Source organism: Bacillus paranthracis (genome assembly GCF_024296885.1).
Taxonomy (GTDB): Bacteria; Bacillota; Bacilli; order Bacillales; family Bacillaceae_G; genus Bacillus_A; species Bacillus_A paranthracis.
This window is the reverse complement of the sequence record NZ_CP101135.1, coordinates 369412-388296: the sequence shown is the minus strand read 5'-3', so window position 1 is coordinate 388296 and position 18885 is coordinate 369412. Positions and strand designations below refer to the sequence as shown.

The 18885-nt window shown below is 29.4% G+C and carries 16 protein-coding genes; 2 read left to right on the top strand and 14 right to left on the bottom strand.

All coding sequences use genetic code 11. The features are described 5' to 3' along the window. Window positions 1-65: 65 nt before the first annotated feature. The 3 genes from NLJ82_RS02030 to NLJ82_RS02020 all read right to left on the bottom strand — a co-directional run bounded on the left by NLJ82_RS02030 (window position 66) and on the right by NLJ82_RS02020 (window position 5142). Entirely contained in the window at window positions 66-1304 is a 1239-nt protein-coding gene (locus NLJ82_RS02030; RefSeq protein WP_001156586.1) for an MFS transporter, read from the bottom strand. Between the two features lie 126 nt (window positions 1305-1430). Continuing rightward, window positions 1431-4619 (bottom strand): non-ribosomal peptide synthetase, encoded by a 3189-nt coding sequence (locus tag NLJ82_RS02025; protein WP_001078570.1) that lies wholly within the window; start codon window positions 4617-4619, stop codon window positions 1431-1433. Between the two features lie 46 nt (window positions 4620-4665). Beyond that, window positions 4666-5142: a peroxiredoxin gene (locus NLJ82_RS02020; RefSeq protein WP_001133472.1), complete on the bottom strand. Its 477-nt coding sequence runs from the start codon at window positions 5140-5142 to the stop codon at window positions 4666-4668. Window positions 5143-5389: 247 nt separating this feature from the next. Between NLJ82_RS02020 and serS the strand changes: the two genes are divergently transcribed. Beyond that, window positions 5390-6673, top strand: a complete 1284-nt coding sequence (gene serS, locus NLJ82_RS02015; RefSeq protein WP_000884299.1) for a serine--tRNA ligase — start codon at window positions 5390-5392, stop codon at window positions 6671-6673. 46 nt (window positions 6674-6719) lie between these two features. Here the strand turns inward: serS and NLJ82_RS02010 are convergent, their stop codons facing one another. The 10 genes from NLJ82_RS02010 to NLJ82_RS01965 all read right to left on the bottom strand — a co-directional run bounded on the left by NLJ82_RS02010 (window position 6720) and on the right by NLJ82_RS01965 (window position 16721). After that, on the bottom strand, window positions 6720-8003 hold the full coding sequence (locus tag NLJ82_RS02010) for a tetratricopeptide repeat protein (RefSeq protein WP_001156760.1): 1284 nt from the start codon (window positions 8001-8003) through the stop codon (window positions 6720-6722). A 172-nt stretch (window positions 8004-8175) separates the two neighbouring features. Next, entirely contained in the window at window positions 8176-8445 is a 270-nt protein-coding gene (locus tag NLJ82_RS02005; RefSeq protein ID WP_000782276.1) for a hypothetical protein, read from the bottom strand. Between the two features lie 74 nt (window positions 8446-8519). After that, window positions 8520-9296 carry a hypothetical protein gene (locus NLJ82_RS02000; protein ID WP_000565588.1) on the bottom strand — a complete coding sequence of 259 codons (777 nt, stop codon included), beginning with the start codon at window positions 9294-9296 and terminating at the stop codon, window positions 8520-8522. Continuing rightward, window positions 9289-10437, bottom strand: a complete 1149-nt coding sequence (locus NLJ82_RS01995; protein ID WP_000234087.1) for a M20 family metallopeptidase — start codon at window positions 10435-10437, stop codon at window positions 9289-9291. Before NLJ82_RS01995 ends, NLJ82_RS02000 begins: the two co-directional genes overlap by 8 nt. 14 nt (window positions 10438-10451) lie before the next feature. Next, the gene (locus tag NLJ82_RS01990; protein ID WP_001108475.1) at window positions 10452-10682 is read right to left on the bottom strand and encodes a 4Fe-4S dicluster domain-containing protein; all 231 of its coding nucleotides are present in this window, start codon (window positions 10680-10682) and stop codon (window positions 10452-10454) included. Beyond that, window positions 10660-12930, bottom strand: coding sequence for an FAD-binding oxidoreductase (locus NLJ82_RS01985; RefSeq protein WP_000241461.1), 2271 nt, complete (start codon window positions 12928-12930; stop codon window positions 10660-10662). Before NLJ82_RS01985 ends, NLJ82_RS01990 begins: the two co-directional genes overlap by 23 nt. After that, complete coding sequence (locus NLJ82_RS01980) at window positions 12923-13921, bottom strand: Gfo/Idh/MocA family protein (protein ID WP_001042907.1); 999 nt, start codon at window positions 13919-13921, stop codon at window positions 12923-12925. The genes NLJ82_RS01985 and NLJ82_RS01980 overlap by 8 nt, the downstream gene beginning before the upstream one ends. Then, window positions 13914-14807, bottom strand: a complete 894-nt coding sequence (locus NLJ82_RS01975) for a hypothetical protein (protein WP_000375183.1) — start codon at window positions 14805-14807, stop codon at window positions 13914-13916. Before NLJ82_RS01975 ends, NLJ82_RS01980 begins: the two co-directional genes overlap by 8 nt. A gap of 18 nt (window positions 14808-14825) precedes the next feature. Further along, window positions 14826-15422, bottom strand: coding sequence for a hypothetical protein (locus tag NLJ82_RS01970; RefSeq protein ID WP_000588632.1), 597 nt, complete (start codon window positions 15420-15422; stop codon window positions 14826-14828). A 9-nt stretch (window positions 15423-15431) separates the two neighbouring features. Continuing rightward, window positions 15432-16721, bottom strand: a complete 1290-nt coding sequence (locus NLJ82_RS01965; protein WP_001094977.1) for a radical SAM protein — start codon at window positions 16719-16721, stop codon at window positions 15432-15434. Between the two features lie 681 nt (window positions 16722-17402). Here NLJ82_RS01965 and NLJ82_RS01960 point away from each other — a divergent pair. Further along, the gene (locus tag NLJ82_RS01960; protein ID WP_014297621.1) at window positions 17403-17585 is read left to right on the top strand and encodes a helix-turn-helix domain-containing protein; all 183 of its coding nucleotides are present in this window, start codon (window positions 17403-17405) and stop codon (window positions 17583-17585) included. A gap of 423 nt (window positions 17586-18008) precedes the next feature. Here the strand turns inward: NLJ82_RS01960 and NLJ82_RS01955 are convergent, their stop codons facing one another. Then, the gene (locus tag NLJ82_RS01955) at window positions 18009-18527 is read right to left on the bottom strand and encodes a YehS family protein (protein WP_001251737.1); all 519 of its coding nucleotides are present in this window, start codon (window positions 18525-18527) and stop codon (window positions 18009-18011) included. Window positions 18528-18885: the final 358 nt, after the last annotated feature.

Below are 18885 nucleotides of genomic sequence, written 5' to 3'. Positions count from 1 at the left end.
TAAAAGATGCTATGAAAGTTCTTATAAGAACTTTCATAGCATCTTTTTTTAATTAATATAACAATCTACTCTTTTACAACTAAGATGCCCTTATCATTTTCTATACTAATATCCTCTAAATCATTCACCTTAATTAACAATGTAGAAATAATTATCCCGGCTCCTGTAATAATAAACACAAAACTTATGATTTGATTACTAAATAATCCAAAAATCAGATTTCCCAATGGCATTATAGATAAAGCAACCATAAATATAATCGAAAAAACTCTACCTAATTTATCCTTAGAGACTTCTCTTTGAACAATAGAAAAGAAATAAATATTAAATTTAGTAAGATAATAACCAAAGAACCCTACGAGTAGGATTGAAATATAACTTACTTGAATAAGTTGAAGTAGAATAATCGGTACTCCACAAAAGATCAGCTCTTTTTTCAACGAAGCTGGAGTAGGATTATCATTTTTCTTCTTAGATATTACAATTCCCGCAATAATTGCAAATACAGCCTCTGCGCCGAGTGCATAACTATAAAGTGAGCCATCGTCTGAATAACTATGCAAAAAATACATGGGCAAAATTGTATTATAAGCTGCAATAAAAAGATTCACTACAGCAGATACATAGATTAAATGTAATAACCACTTTTGATTTTTCACATAAGAATAACCCTCTTTTATGTCTGTAAGAAATTTTATGTTTTTCGATGTTTTTTCAACTTTATGACAATATTTAATACACAATTCACTTATTGCAGAAACAAAATAAGTTATACCGTTAACAAGAAATGCAACTCCTAGCCCAAATGAAAAACCTTTAATCATCATACCAGCTATCAAGGGAGCTGACACCGTTACAACTTGACTAATTACAGTAGTTATAGAATTAGCACTAACTATCATTTCTTTTTCAATTAAAGAGGGTAAAATCGCTTTCAATGTTGGCGTAAATAAGCTATTAGTTATCCCTAACAAAATTGCTGCTAACACTAGTATCGGTACATGCAAAACATCATTCATTACGAACAGCCCTACAATGATACAAACAATCGCACTAATTAAATCGGATATAATTAATATATGTTTTTTATTAAATCTATCTGCTATAACACCACTAAATATATTGCATACAACAACTGAAATTAAACCAGCAGCTGTTACCATCCCAAATAATTTAGCACTGCCTGTTTTTTCAACCAGCCACCACGCTAACATAACTTCATAAATTTTACTTCCCAATTTTGATGTCACATTTCCAAATGTCAAAAGTAAAAAATTTTTATGTAACCATAATTTCTCCTGCATACATATCCTTCCTTAACTTTAAAATTGCATATTCTATTTTTAAATTTTTATTTCATATAAGATTTTCCTATCCTAAATTAAAAGGATAGGAAAATCGATAGGAAGAAGAAAGAATTATCTTACAATTTAATTTAGAATAACTTTTTTAGCATTGAAAATACACGTATCATAATTAGTATTCAATGCCGCATTGTTTAAAATATAAATGTATGACTGATTCTTGTAATTAAAACACGTAATTCTTATTTTTGTATTTAATTTAGCTGTCATTTCCCTTGATGCTGCTAGTTTATTTCTCCAATCATTTAAGTCTTCTAAGGTAAACTCCCCTAGATAATTAATACTTAAATTTATTTCTGGAAAGATCCGCATTTGTTCATTATCTTTGTATTTTTCTGAAGAACATAAGTAATCTAAATGCCACTTCTTATCAATATATATATCTTTCAATAATAATTCACTCTTAGAAAATAGGTTTTCTTCATTTTGAGAATCAAATGGTACAAAAATACTTACATGATAATCCCCTAATTGATTTTCATAGTTTTTACCATTATATGTGTTTAAATTTTTTAAAATTTGATAGCATTGTTTTGTACTACCATAGTTTTCTTCAACAATACTCGCAATTTTATTAAATACTAAATCCGCTCTTTGATTTCTATCCTTATATTGATTATTTACCACAATTTCATAAATAGGCGCCTCAGAATTTATAACTAAATTTTGTTTTAATTCATCAAAATTGTTTTTAAGTTCTCTATAATACTCACTATTTTGTACATCTAAAATAGTTTTTTCATTACATAAAGCTAATACATCCTCTGTAAAATCACGATAATCAAACAACTGACTTGCTACATTTAAAGATTCATTATCATAAAAATCAAAAAATTCTCTTTGCAATACATTTAACGCAAATGCATCTGCGATATGGTGATTCATAAAGAAAATAACCTTAAGTTTTTTACTATTTTCTCTCACAAGTATAATTTCATATAAAAAGTGATTATAGATATCCAGGTTACTCAAAGATTCAAGTGTATCCTTTTTAATCTCTGTTAATCTCTCTATAGATTCCTCATACGGTAAATTTGACAAATCATAATAATTGATTGCGTTAAATATATTTGGATTTGTTTTCTTCTCAACAAATTGTTTATTTTCCGCAATTACTACCCTTAACAATAGTTGCGTATTAACTAGATGTTTAATCGTCTCAAGTACTCTTGAAACGTCTTTACTCATTACCACTAATTCCTTAAGTAAAATAGAATTAAAATTTCGTCTTAAATAAAATTCTTGTCTACTGAATAATGGAAAAGTAGAGACATTTGGTGTCCCTTGCGCTGAAACCGGAATAACTACGTTTTCCTTATACTTATATTCCTGTTTTATACCCCCTAGGCAAAGAATTCGATCAGGTTGCACACTTATATCAAGATTTTCACAATACTTTTGTAAAACTAATTTCTCTTTTTCTTGATTTACGATTAAAAGATTTTCTTCATTTTCTTCTTTTATATCAAATTCGAAACCTAACTCCACTTTTCCCCAATATCTTTTAAATGCCTCTATATTAACCTTATTTATTTTATCCGAAATTACCCCGGCCATCTTTGAAAATGTAGAATTCTTAATAATTTCTTCATTTGATAAAATAACATCAAATTTTTCCTCAATTTCCATCATAAGCGCTACTGAATCTAAAGAATCTCCACCAATGGAAAAGAAATTATCTTTAACATTAATCTCACTCTTCAAAATTGTTTTCCATATATTTGCTAAGCTATTTTGTACTGCATCACTAAACTCAAAACTGTCTATATTAGTGTGCTCTAATTTATTAATAAATTCAAAACGTAATTTGTCAAAGTCCACTTTATTATTTTTATTTAAAGGATATTCCTTTATACTTACATACATTTTAGGGATAAAATATGACTCAATTTGTTCTTTTAGTTTAGGTTCATAAGCCATAAAATCCAGGTAATAATCTGTTTTAATATATGCTGTTAAGAATTTTTTCCCTTCATATTCTTCTAAGCGAACAATAGCATCTTCGATAGGCATTATTTTTTTTAATGTACTTTCAATCTCTTCAGCTTCTACCCTAATTCCATTAATTTTTATTTGTGAATCTTCACGCCCCAAATAAAAAATTTTCCCATCCTGAATATACCCTAAATCGCCACTTTTATAGTACCTATTATTATCAATTAAAAAGAATTTCTCTTCAGTTAATTCACTTCTTTTATAATATTCTCTTGCTAAGCCTTCTCCGCCAATTAAGATTTCACCAATCCCCCCATCGGATAATAATTGATTATTTTTATAAATTTTAATGTCCACGCCATCTAAAGCATAACCGATTGGAACATTTAAATCCTCATCTGATAATTGATTAATATTAAAATAAGTTGCATATATAGACGTTTCAGTCGGCCCATATAAATTGTATACTTGCATATCTAAAGCCGCCTCATTAAACTTCTGAGCTAAATCAGATGGGAATTTTTCCCCTGCAATAAACATATATTTGATATTACGGAAATAATGTTCTTGATTTTTAAAGAATAATTTGATAAATGAAGGTGAAAAAGCTACATGGGTTACTTCTTTTTCAAAAATATATTTAGGTAATTCAGTTGAAGGAATAGTAGAATCGTATAAAGTAATCGCCCCTCCCCCAAATACCCAACCAAATATTTCTGTGATAGATACATCAAAAGAGTAATTTGTCGAAAATAAATAATTATCATTTTCTTTAAAAGGAAACGTATTATCAAGGGTTATAAGTTTTTGAATTAAACTTTTGTCTTCCAATAAACACCCTTTTGGTTTGCCCGTTGTACCAGAAGTATATAGTACATATGAAATATTTTGATCCCTATAATTATCTTGGGCTCTTTCATATTCTAGGTTAGAATTATTTTGAGACATTAAAGTACTAGCTCGAATAATTTTCTTCCCAAAATTTTCAGTTTCAAAATCTGTAATAAAAAAGGATGTCTCAATTTCACTTAAAATAGCCTGACACTTAGCATGCGTAATCTCCTTCGCCATAGGTAACCAAGCTGCCCCAGCTTTAAGAATTCCAAATATACTAATTAAAGTATTCAAATTATTCCTTGTCCGCAATGGAATAATTACATTTTCTCCACCGGTTTTTCTAAGTAAATTCTTTGCAACATAATTAGTCATTTGATTAAACTGCTGATATGTTAACTCCTTATCTTTACATTTTACTGCTATTTTCATAGGATTTACATTCGCATGTTCTTCTAATTTCTTTATTAAATACTCCCTATTCATTTTAATCCCTCCATTGTTTCACCTTACAACTCTTAAAAAGTCCATACTATTTATAATTTTTTATTAAGTGAAGAATTTCTTCAACATGTCCATCGACATCATCATAAATCCACTCTTGTACTATTTCTCCATCACGATTGATAAAAATCGTTTTTCTTATAATCTTCTTGCGATCATCTGCTTCAACAACCGCCCCATACATATCTGCGATCTTCATACTTTCATCTTCTATTAAAATATAAGGTAGCTTATAAGATTGAATAAACTCTTGATGTGATAATGCTGAATCAGGGCTAATACCAATAATAATTGTATCTAAATCTACAAATTCCGAACTATAATCTCGAAAATTACAAGCTAACTTAGTGCAACCACTCGTAAAGTTTCTTGGATAAAAGTAAAGGATAATATTCTTTCCTTTAAAAGTTAATAATTTCTCCTTAAACGTTGATAATACACTAAATGTATCTCCGTCTTGTTCTATTAATGTATTTTCAACCTCTTTATTTTTATTATTTGGCAAAACATTTCCTCCTTAATAATTATGTATAGTTCTATAATACAAATTAATAATAGAAGAGGGTATTGATAAAATCGGCACTTAAATCGCAATTTTTTCGCAATTTTTGAGTATAAAATATACATTAAGAATCCTTTACACCATACAACCTTTCATCTATAGTTTTGATTAAATATTACTTATTAATTTTAAATGCCTAAATCATAAATGATTCGATCAATTCAATGTAAAAAAAGTGAGGTTTTTAATTATGTTAGACATTAATTTTATTAGAAATCACCAACAAGATCTAAGTTTAATTGCTAACCAAAAGGGGATTAATATTTCAATCGAGAGAATTATTCAACTAGATTTTGAAAGGAGAAAGCTAATTCATGATATCGAATTAGCTAGATTCACAAAAAAGAAATTATCTAATGATATGAAAGATTTTGTGTTAAAAGGCGATAATCAGCACCTAATAAAAAGTATAAAATTACAGATAGATGAAATTAATAAGTCATTAAAAGCTAATCAACAAAATTTAGAGTCTATATTAAATGAATACAATACACTAATGCTTTTAGTACCTAATATTATTTCAAGCGATACACCTATCGGTCTTTCTGACAAAGATAATGTTGTTGTCAAAGAATGCGGAAGAAAACCTACGTTTACTTTCAGTATCAAAGATCACATTGAACTTGGACATTCATTAGACATCATTGATATAAAAAGAGGCGTGAAAGTAGCTGGTACAAGGAATTATTACTTAAAAAATATGGGAGCTTCTCTACATAGAGCAGTTCAGCAACTAGCCATTGATCATTTAATTCAAAAAGGCTTCACTCTTTTAGAAGTTCCTGCAATGGTTAATGAAGAAATGTTTATTAATACTGGATTTTTTCCAATTGGACAAGACCAAACCTATAAACTAGCAAACAGTAATAAATATTTAATAGGAACTTCTGAGGTACCTATCGTCTCCTATTATTCAAATGAATTCGTTAATATAGAAAAACCTATCAAATTAGCTGGAATATCAAATTGCTTTAGAAGTGAAGTAGGTGCCGCTGGAAGGGATGTAAAAGGATTATATAGAGTTCATCAATTTAGTAAAGTTGAACAAGTTATTCTATGTGAAAATAATGTTGAAAAGTCTAACCTTATTTTAGAAGAAATCACTCAAAATGCGGAAGAAATTCTACAGCTGCTCGAGCTTCCTTATCGTGTTGTTTCTGTTTGTACAGGGGATATTGGACAGGGTGTTTTTAAAAAATATGATATTGAAACTTGGATGCCTAGCAGAAACAGTTATGGCGAAACACAATCTGCATCCAATTTATTGGACTTTCAATCTCGAAGATCTAAAATTAGATATAAAGATAATAATGGCGAAATAAAATACTGTCATACTTTAAATAATACAGCTATCGCGACACCAAGAATATTAATCCCCTTACTTGAAGTTCATCAACAAGAAGATGGATCCATCTATATACCTAGAGCATTAAGAAAATACTTAAATAATCAAGAATACATCGAATCACGTTAATCATAATAATTAATGCTACTAAATCTAAATTTAGTAGCATTAATTATTATGATTCTTTTAATATACAACTTTTTTCAAAATATTCACTAGCAAGTTTGTACTTTCGATTTTTAGAATAATACTTACCTAATTTATAATAGCAAGTGCCTAAATGCTTTTGATTGTTTATCCCCAAGAAATATGGTAGTGCTACATCTTCAAAAAAAGAAATCACATCACTTATTTCTTTTTTCCCTATTTCGAAAACAACTTCAAACCATATACTTCTCAATTGAACTTCAAGCATTGCATAGGATTTAAGATTTTTTTCTTTTAAAACCTTTTCTAATATAGCTTGGCACTCTTCTAATCTTTTTATGGCATAAAGATATGTTACCAAATACAAGATTGTAGTAAAATACGAGGAATCTTTTGTCCCCTTTAAATCTAAGCTTAATTGAAAATTGCGCATCGCTGCATCATGATTTCCTTTTTTGGAATATAAATAACCTAAATTATGATACACTGTCGCCATAACTACTTTATTATTTATAGCAGATGCTACTTTCATTATATTATTAAATTCCTTTTCTGCTTCTTCCCATCTCTTTACTCTTATATAATTAATACCGATTATCATCTTGCAATCTATTATCCGCTGATAATTCATTTGATTAGAATAAACTTTTAAGCTTTCATTTGTATAATATATTGCTAAAACGCTATTCTGTAAATGACTAAAAGTTAAAGCCATATGGTACAAAAGACTAGGTATAGGTTTACCAATTTGATTCATAACAATTTCTGCTTCTTGTAGTAATTGCAATCCTTCTTTATACTTATCTTTTTTACATTTATACATACCCGCATAGTGAAGAAATGAACAGTACAACTCAGGCTTTAATAAATCTTTTATACCATTTAATTGTTCAATAACTACTTTTGCTTGATCAAGATCATCAATTACAACAAGGTATCTTAATTTAAAAATGTAATAGTCATAAATAATATTAGGAGTATTTAAAATCATCTCTTTATCTTTCTGAATTTCTTTAAATATTGCCTCAACCTCTTTAAATTTCTTTTCTTCTAATAATTGAATCCCTTCATCTATTAGCGAATTTACACGATTTATCATATCATGTATTTTCAAACTATCATTTATTTCAATACCTAATCTTTTTAGTAATAACTTTATTATTTCTTGATTAGGTATTATTTTTTCATTTTCTATTTTACTTAAATATGTAACTGAACAAATTCCATGAGCTAACCCCTCTTGAGTAAAATCTTTTTTTATTCTTTTAAAACGAATAAATGATCCTAAATTCTCCAATGTTTTCTCTTGCATGGAACCCCCCCCTCAAGAAATTTTACCACAATTCCATTTTTTTGAAAAACATTTTACTGAATACTTAAATAATCAGATTTAAACTCACAAAAAAAAGTACTTGTTTTGTAAAAAACAAGTACTTTTTTTTGTGTTTTATTCTTTATTATATCCATGAACTTAAAATATTTTTTTATATCAATACATTATTTTGATTATTATACAATTGATATTTTTCTCTCGATAATTTACTTGGACTATTGTATGGCGGATGTTCTTCTACTAATAATTTACTTGGACTATTATATGGCGGATGTTCTTCTACTAATAATTTACTTGGACTATTGTATGGCGGATGTTCTTCTACTATATTTTTTTCTTTTAATTCCATCGAGAAGCTAGTTCCCGCTACTAATGCTATACTCATGCAAACAAATACTATATATCTAAATTTCATTTTCATACCCTTCACCTATATCCTTTTTATTATATAGAATTCACTTTATCCTTAAGAGGAATTCCTTTATTTAAAATCTCTTATTGAAATTCAAGCATTATTTCATAGATATGTTCGAGATTTTCCCAACTTATTCTCTCTAATTTAGGAGTTTTAAATACAAAAGATTTTACCTGTTCTCTTAAAGCTTTATTAAATTCTTCTTCAAAATTTAAATTCACTTCTAGTTTCCCATTAACGTACACTCTTTCATAATTAATAATCTCGATATTCCCTATCGAAGTCTTTAGTGTAAATTTGTTTTCTTCATAACTACTTTCCATAAAATGATTTAATCTACCCTTTACACCATTTACTACAAAACCACTTTTCACTCCTATTAATAACCCATTATTAATATTTAACCTTTTCTCTCGCCACTCAAAATTTTTTATAGGGAATACATAATCTATTAAATCTATACTATGAATAACTTCATACCAAAACAAAAAATTATTACATTTATACCACCAATCTTTTTTCTTCTTATTGGTATAGCGTTTAATATCAATTTCATATACAACCGCCTGAGTTTCATTCAATAAATCCCTTACAAATTCAGTTGTCTCAAAAAATCTTAATATATGTCCCACATATACACATTTGTTTTTTAGAATTTCGATTCCCTTCCTAGTAGTTACAGCCGGTTTTTCTATTAATAATCTGTTGGTTTCGGCGCTACTTAAATAGGTCTCGTGTAAAAAAAATGGTATGGCAATAATCATATTCTTATTAGGTGACTTTTTAAATTTCGAATATCCGGATATAATTTCCCGATAATGCGCAGCCATGTTTCCCTTCCCAACAATATCAATCAATATCAATCATCCATTTCTGTAAAATCTTAAAATGATCCATAACACCTTTAATATTGACCCATTCATTTGGTTGATGAGCCTGTTGTAAACTACCTGGACCAAAAATAATAGTAGGAACCCCTAATTTTTCGGCATAATAGCCAGCATCGGAGCCACCATAAAATTTATTTTTTGCTATAACTTGCTTAAAAGTATCTTTAAATTTATCCATTAATATGTTTAAACACTCACTTGAAAATTCAGTTGATAAATTTTTATAATCCCATGAATACATCTCTGGAAGGTAATCATTGATTTGATAATGCACATCATACTCTTCAAGAACATTTTCTATTTCTTCCAATATCATCTTTTTTTCAAACTCTTTACTTACCCTAATGTCTATAACAGCTTCAGAATAATCCGTTACAGATCCTGGATGATCTCCACCTTTGAAAATTCCTATATTAATATTAGGGAACATTGGAAAAGATGGATTTTCTCCTTTCATTTTGCTGATTTTCTTCTGAGCCTTTATTAATACATTTGCCAATACTTCGTTAGCGTTTACCCCTTCTTCATAATGGCCAGCATGGGCTTTCTTCCCCTTTACTTTAATTATCTTCCAAGAATTCCCCAAAGATTCTAATACTAGACTATTTTCAGTAGGTTCACACACAACTGCTAAATCATACAAATCTCTCTGTAAAATATTCGAATTTAACAAACTCTTCATTCCATATGTACTATTATTTTCCTCATCATCTACAAAATGAAATTCTAAATTCCACCTTGGAATTAATTTTTCTTCCCCTATTGTACATAAAAGAGTAATCATAGAAGCTACTCCTGCCTTCATATCACATGCACCTAAACCATAGATACGCTTGTTCTCTTCAGTAGCAGCATATGGATCGTACTTCCATTCATTCATATTTCCGTAAGGCTTTGTATCAAGATGACCATTCAACACAACTGTTTTATTAACTTTACCTCTTACTTTTATAATTAAATTGACTTTTGACTCACTGGTCTTAAATATTTCATATTCAAAATCATACTTATTTATTTTTTTTATAATATAATTTATTAAGTCTTTTGTATTCCCACCGGGATTAGCTGTATTAATTTTCACTATATCCTTTAGAATATCTATTACCATTTATTCTCTCCTCACTAACCAACAAATTTTTTCAATTCAATTCCCATCGGACACATCACTAAACCTTCACAATCACTTTCACAAAAGTCTTTACAAGTAAGAGCTATATTATTGACTTCTTCTTTATCTCCATTTGATAGATGAATCATAATCGATCTTGGTGTCACACGTTCGTTCCTATTATTAATATACTGTGGACAATTACTTAAACATAGACCGCACCTAACACAGTTTAAATAATTCATTTTTAAGCCCCTCTTCAACTTGTGATTGTATATTTATTTGTTGCCTTAATTTTTCGTCCAAAAAGATATAATGGCTTTTTCTATCTTCTATTCTCCTTATAGAAAGTGATAAAGGTTTCAAACTATTTAACTCTATTTCATCTATTTCTTTATCAAATACAATTAAACATCTTTCGTTATTCATATATAACCAATTTTTAAATTTAATAATTGAAAATGGCAGGGATTCTTTTAATGAAATAATAGTAAATGTATTATACTCACCTAAATTCTCACCCTTAAAAACATCAAATAAGAGGAATTGCTCGTGTTCAATAGCTTTTGAAAACATTAATATTAATGTACCGTTAGAACATACATAATAATCAATTAAATATTTTTTTACCTTTTCATTCTCTAGAATTTCAAATGGCTCTTCTAAATTTACATCTATCTTATAAAAATAAAATCTTGTATATAACTCTTCCAAAAATACATTTTTAATTGTATATTCTTTTATCCCATCAAATAATGCACATAAAGGTACAAGATTATATCCTTCTACATTTTTTAATGTCTTCGCACCTATAGTTTTAGAATCTTCAAACTCAACTGCTCTAATTAAGGAGTCCAAATTATAAAAGTTATCCATAAAACTCGGGATATTTAATCTAACTAACTCTTCCAAAGAGTATTTTAAGTTTATAACGGGGTAATATGGAATAGTTAATTCTGATTTATTGAGCCTTTCATTAACTTCTTCAAATGGCTCTTTCACACTTACATCCTTCAAACCATCCTCTTTAACTGGTTCGTATTTAACATAATCTAAACTAGTACATTCTGTTATGTGATATGTATTTTTTAACTGTGAAATTCGATGTACATACTTTTGACTATCATTAAAGTTACTAAACATTTTCCCTTTATTCATAAGATGATTAGGATCAAAATAATCTTTTATCATTTCATACATTTTATTTTGATATTTCGCTGACAAAATATATTGCAAATGTTTTTTCTCAATTCCTATACCATGTTCTCCACTTATAGCTCCTCCCAATTCTTTCGCCTTTTTTATAATAAGAAATAGAAACAACTCTAATTTTTCCATTTCTTCTTCAGACTCAGGATCATAAAAAACTGTGGGATGTATATTTCCATCTCCTGCATGATACGTATTTAATAGAGGAAAATCAAAACTGAGTGATAAACTAAAGAAATAGTCAATAATTTCTTTTAACCTACTTCTTGGTACTACTGTATCAAATAAAAAATACTTCTTTTTATTTGTATTTTCTAATATGTGTTTCACATTATTTTGAACAACTTTTATTCTTAATTCATGTAAGTTTCCCTCAGCAGTTACCCTTCCATTAAACTTACTAACAGCCTCTTTTAAGTAGGTAATTTTTTGATTAACTGTTTCTTCATCATCATGCTCAATTCCAATAATTAATTTTGCCCCTACACCTTTTGACTTATTTGGGATATATGGATTTGTAGACATATCAATAGAATTAGTTAATAGTTTATTCTCAATAATATAAAACACAAATTCAATTGCTTGCTGATAATCCAAAAAATTCAAAACTAAATCTTTATGGTACTCAAGTTGGTTTTGAGTTTCTATCACTGACTCAGTAAACGCTCCTAACGTTCCTTCAGAACCGATTACCATGTGCTTTAGGGCCTGATTTGACAATGCGTATAAGTATTTTGACCCTAATAATACCTCCCCAAATTTAGGCGTGAGCATTTTTAATGTTCTAATATAATTTGAAGTAACACCATACATGTAACATTTTGCACCACCAGCATTCATGGCTATCGTTCCACCCATAGTACAGATATTATGAGAAGAGGGATCTGGAGGATAAAATTTTTGATTCCCGCTAATCCGTTCATTAATTTCTTTTAAACGGATACTTGCAGGTACCGTAAATAATCTTTCTGTTTCACTAGTTACATGTAAAGGTATTTTAATTGTAGAGATAATAATATCCTCTTCTCTTGCTTGTACAGATCCGCAATAATTCGTCCCTGAAGCTCTAATAAGATACGGAATTTGATGTCTATTTAAACGTTGGACAAGATTTGAAAACTGTTCCTGACTGCTAGGAAAAATGATAAACCTTGCATCACCTTTCGTTACATAAGCATCATAATTATAAATCTCTAATTTAGATATGTCTGTTTCATACTCATAAGCATTTTCATCTAAAAATTCTTGAATTGATAATTCATTCATTAATTTAACTTTAACCATAAATGGGCTCATCCTTTGTTGTATTACTGCTTATTGGAATTACTCCTCTATTAGCCACTTTTATTAATTCCTCAGCAACTTCAATATTATGAATAGCCTCTTCAATAGTTGGTTCTGTCACTTCTTTATTATTGGTAATAGTATCGATAAAAAATTCTAATTCCTCTTTTAGAGCTTCATCTAAGAACAATTCTTCATAAGTAGTCTTTTCATTATATATCTCTATATCATGGTTAATTTTTGTTCGAAGAACTCCTTTTTGACCGTAAATAGTTACCTCATAATCCATACCGTATGGATAAGAATCTGGTAGCAACCAAATATTTTCTATATGAGCTGACACCCCACTTTGAGTCTCTAAATAAGCAGTGTTAAACGAATATGATTGTTTTGTAGGATCACTTTGTATCCCCGCAACTTTTTCTATGGAACTTCCTGTGAAAAATTGAACTAAATCAATATCATGTACCATTGCTGTAATATACGCATTAATTCTTCCATAATGATCTAACATTTCATGGCTAAAATTACGCTTTAATGTGATAGCTTTTACTTTTCCTATATCACCATTTAAGATTTTCTCTTTTAATTTTTTATGTTTCTTTTCATGTCGTAACAAATGACCTGTCCCTATTTTTTTTGAACGTGCCTGTGATAACCCCCATAGTGCCACTGCTTCTTCATAATTAGCTGTAATTGGCTTTTCCATAAACAAATGTTTATTTGCTTCTAAAACAGCCCTACCAATTTCAAAATGAGTTCTTTCGTCTGTTGTAACGTGAACAACATTTATATCCGCATGATTCAAAATTTCTTCAAAATGATCAAAAAAGTGAATATCAGGATAAAGAATAGAAATTTGAGCTTTTCGTGCTGGGTTATTATCGTAAACACCAACAATATTTACTGCTTCTAGTTTTTTTAATACTTCAAGGTGGTTTTTACCAAAAATACCCATGCCTATTATTGCTACATTATATCTCTTATTCAACTGAGTAAACCTTCTTTCTATTTTTATATTTAGATTCACAGACTTTTATTAGTTCTTGTAATAATTCCACAGTCCACTTATAGCACTCTTCAGCTTTTTCTAAATCGCACTGCTCTTCAAATTTTGAATACTTAAGTTCCGAGAATTTACTTACTATACTAGAAATTTTCTCATTATAATTCTCTCGATAAAATGGAACCAATTTGTTTCTCCAATCATGAATAATTTGCAAATCCCCCCCTGTAGCCAAGCTTTCAGAATCTAATTGAATACTTACACCATCACGAATACCTTCCTCTGCATAGTGAAGTGATTCTCTAAACAAGATTAATGGGCTCTCTTTAACAGGATAGATGAATGGCAGGGCTTGAACTTGGCTTTTATATAAATGTAATGCATATTTTCGCTCAAGCCACCATGATTCACTCTTGGTAACTTCATTCTTCAGCTCTCTTAAAATTTCCTCATTACCATATAAGAGTTTAAAACTAGTATTCCAACCATTACCGATATTTTGTGTTAGGTTCAAACGATTTTTCTTGTCTTTTCCATTGAACATATTAGTTGTGATACTAATTCTATTTTTTACCATATGTGTAGTATTTCTTTTCCCGAAAGCATACGGATGTAAATCTACAAACACTTCTAAAGTTTCATTTGACCACGCAGCGATTAATTCAGAAAGTAATTTTCCATACAAATAATTTGCTCTATAAAAATTATCCTCTTTTGACACAAGATAAATGTTAATGTTAGGTTCATCATCAAACTGTTTTTTTCTAACATAACTTCCTGTAATAAATGCTAAGTCAATTTCATTTTGTAACCTATAAATAACTTTCTCTCTAAATGCCGCAACAAAGCTATCCAATATTTTGCGATCCAATACTTTTCTTCCCCCTCATTAAACCCAGTCTACTTTTTTGTAATGACTATTATTTTTAAAGACTATGTCAAAATCTTTATCTGCGTTTAAAAAAATATTTTCATATCTATCTAATACAGATATATCTGCATTAGTTAGTTCAAAGGAATTTAATATACCTCTAAATTCCTGATCATACATTTCACTGGCAAAACAAAATGGTAATCGATGTAAGAATCCACGATACTGATTATAAATAAAGTATTTTTCTTCTATTGTTACTTTCGATGGGATAGTAATTTCTATTTCAAAATTAGAAAACAAAACATTTTCTACAGCCCGATTTTCAAGAAAAAACTCTCCACTTTCCCACTCAGTTTTAGAAAAAGTGTAAATGTTAATTTGATCAGTATAATTTGCTACCCTCTTAAAGTTTGGATGAATTCCATAATTCACTTTGCCCCCTAAATCCGGACAATGATAAATAAACTTGGATAGCTTTAAATTTAATTCAGCATACATATCATCTTGAAATACAAAAGTTATTAAATCTGAATTTTCAGTGTTTTCCATTTGGAAAGCTGCCGTATTTAACCATTCTTTTGTTTCCTTTATTAAAGCACTATCTTTAATCATTTTTTCCTCCTACCAGAAACCAGCTAAATTTTTATTATGACTAAAAGCTTGATTAACTTCTTGTAAAATTGGATTTCTTAATTCACTAGGGATTTCATGAAACTTGCTAAATCTAATATTATTAATCGTTTCCCTACAAACAGGGCACATATTATAAGACACCAATCCCTTTTTACCATCTATATGACTTTTCAAATAATCAGTACTATCATCTATCGAATTGTAAAAAGTTGTTTTATCTACATTAGGATATTTTTTTTCAATCTCGCCGGATCTCGCCGAAAGTTGACCACATCTGTATAAATCACCATTAGCTCTCATTTTTCCAACTAGCCCTAACTCTGTAACAATGCATCGCTTTGGTAGTGGTAAATGAAAAGCCAAAATTCTTTCTAAAAATTCTCTGGCAGCTACTGGGCTGTACAAACTATCAATCTGTTCCTTTATCCCCATGTAATTCTCTAATACTCTATTTAATACCTTATTGAGATTTTCACCTTTCACAGCTTTTTTAGCATCTCGATTAATTGAAATCATCGGTCGAGGTGTGATAATAGTTCTATATCTTTTAGCTAGCTCGATTGTAAATTCATAATCCCTTTTGCTATTCCAAGATACTAAATTCCCAACGATGATTTCTGTATCTATATTCATTAACTCTTTCGTTCTTAATAATAAACGGACATTATCAGATACAATATCATTTTTGTTTTCAGGTTCTCCCGGTGCAACAAAATTATAATAAGAAATTCTTATCCCTTTTGTTGAAAGCAAGAGCCTTCTAACATCATCTTGACTTCCTAAAGCAAAGGCATTTGTAATAACAAACGTATCAATTCCATTTTCTAAAAACCTTTCTGTAACATCAGGGAGCCGCTTCCCGTTATAGTTATAAATACTCGGTTCTCCTCCACCCGCTAATGTAATAGATGTATACCCTGCTTCCTTTAATTCCTGTATAAAGCTATCTAACTTTTCAAACGGAAGTTGTTTATCCATTTGACTAAATTGAAAGGTGCATCCTGGACATTTAAAATTACAAACATCTGTAATATCAATCTCTAGCCTCCTAACATTTTCACCTAATTCCAGTTTTCCTTTAACAAATAAAGCCTTTTCTGGAGAAAAAGGAGTGAAACTTAATGATTTTGAAAGTTCATCTAGAAATGGGTGATTCTCAATTGAATACTTTTCTAAATCATATAAATAAATCATGTACCTTTTATATAAATCAGGATCTATTCTATTCATCCCCTCCTCGTACCATTTTTTCTCCTTATTAATTATCATTGTGTTCATAATTAAGCTCCTCTGTCCAAAATATGAATATCCATTAATTACATGTTAATTCATTTTTCTAATTATTCATATTGTTAAAATTAATTTATATTTCCAGTTTTTTTTGTTTTTTTTGTTTTGAATTGAGAAATAAATTATAAAAATTGTAACTACAATAGGTTTTAAACTATATATTTAACTGTCAGTTCTATCAAATACCTATTTTAATCAAATTTCTTTACACTCTCAGAATTTCAAAGTATTCACTTACATAAATTTCAAGTCCTATCTACAAGGTTCATTTCTATGAGAACTTAACTTCTCATCCTAAAATTAAGTTCGCCAGAAAATTTCTATACAAAAACTTACTTATACAGAGACTCTTATGCTACAAAAAACGATACGATCTTCTAATACATTCTCTTCCTCATAAGATTAACAACCATTTCTTTAATAAAAAAAAGAGTTCTTCCAATTTAAACTGGTACCGATAGTTAGAACACTTGAATTTCAAGGTATGGAGATTAGGAGACATCATGAGTAAAATAATATTGTCAACTAAAGAGATAAAAAGGCTTCAAAACAATTCAAATATACAACGAGCGAGCTATTACCTATACTGAATCCTTTAAAAATAGATTTATTGATGAGTATTTAGCTGGTAAACTTCCTCGACAAATTTTTATAGAGAATGGCTTCGGTATGAACGTGATAGGAATGAAGCGAATTGAACAATCCGCCTACAGATGGAAAAAAACTTATGAAAAGAATGGTTTAATCGGATTAACTGATTCGTGTAGAACTCAGTCTGGTAGACCATTAAAACGAAAGCTTACACCATTCGAAGTAATAAAAAGGCAAGAGGGCAAAAATCAAGTTACTTGAAGGGCAGGTGGGACTATTAAAAAACTAGAAGAGACAGAAAAGAGGCTGCTAAACGCAAGCGAAAATCTAAAACCGAATAAAGTATATCAGTTGATTTATATGACTATTGAACACAATCAATTTAAGTAAATGACTAAGTATTTTTGTGATCTTTTAGAGGTTTCCCATTCTGGATATTATAACTACCTACAATCATCCACTGGCCGAGAAGCAAGAGAACGATTGGACCTAATTTTTAGTCGTAAAAAGATACAAAGAATCATGAGAAACTTTAAAATTGTCTGTCCTCTATGAAAATGAATCGTCTCACCTAAATATGTATGTACCATTTCATCACCTAACGTATTATTTTACATATAAAAAAGAGTAGGATACGAATGTCCTACTCTACCTATTATATCATTTACCGCTTTGACGAACTCATTATCCTCTATACTTTACAGCTAATCCCTTAATGAAATTCCTTGCGTATCTATCGCCGCACTCTTTGTAATTTTTATGGCCTTTTTTTCTTAATAGAGCGCCTAGTTCTCCCTTAGTCACTGTAACGCCTACGCTATCTAGTATATCAAGTACATCTTCACTCGTTAAAGATAGTGCGATTTTCATTTTCTTTAGAAGAAGGTTGTTAGCACTCTCTTTGCTTTGTACAGGTGCCGGTTGCCCTGGTTTCGGATCTTGCTTCCCTCTTTTTAAAGTAATAAATCCATTGAAAAATGCTTCTAACATCATCATATCGCATGTTTTTACGTACTCATCTTCTTCCACATCAGGGTTTTCAGGTTCGTGCTGAGGCGCTCTCTTTATTTTTGTAAGCATATCAACTACGTCTTCTTTCGTTACTTCCATACCGCCAAGTTTAAAGATTTCTACCATATCTATATCTCTTATATCTAAAGCATATCTTACTCTTTTTAATATATCGTTGTTGCTCATTGCCATTGTTTTTCCTCCTGAAATGTTAAATATAATAATGCCTTTAGCATGTGTAAATGAATGTCGTCAAGTTACTACTTTAACATTTTAAAGGGAGGTTTTGTAGTCTTAGGTGGATTCATGCTTGTTAGGATTAAATCTAGACAGAGATTCGAATGCTTTTTAATTCCCTTTTTTCTATAAAATATATCTTATTTTTTTATAACAACATACAGGTATTAATTAGTATAATAGAATAACAGCGTTTTAAGGGCTTTCAGTTAAGTGGAGAATATCCAGTCTATATTTTTAACGGAAGGGCAAGAATTTTTTCAGCTCTTTCTATGTTATTGATAAAAAACATACTTTACTTTTATGATTGGAG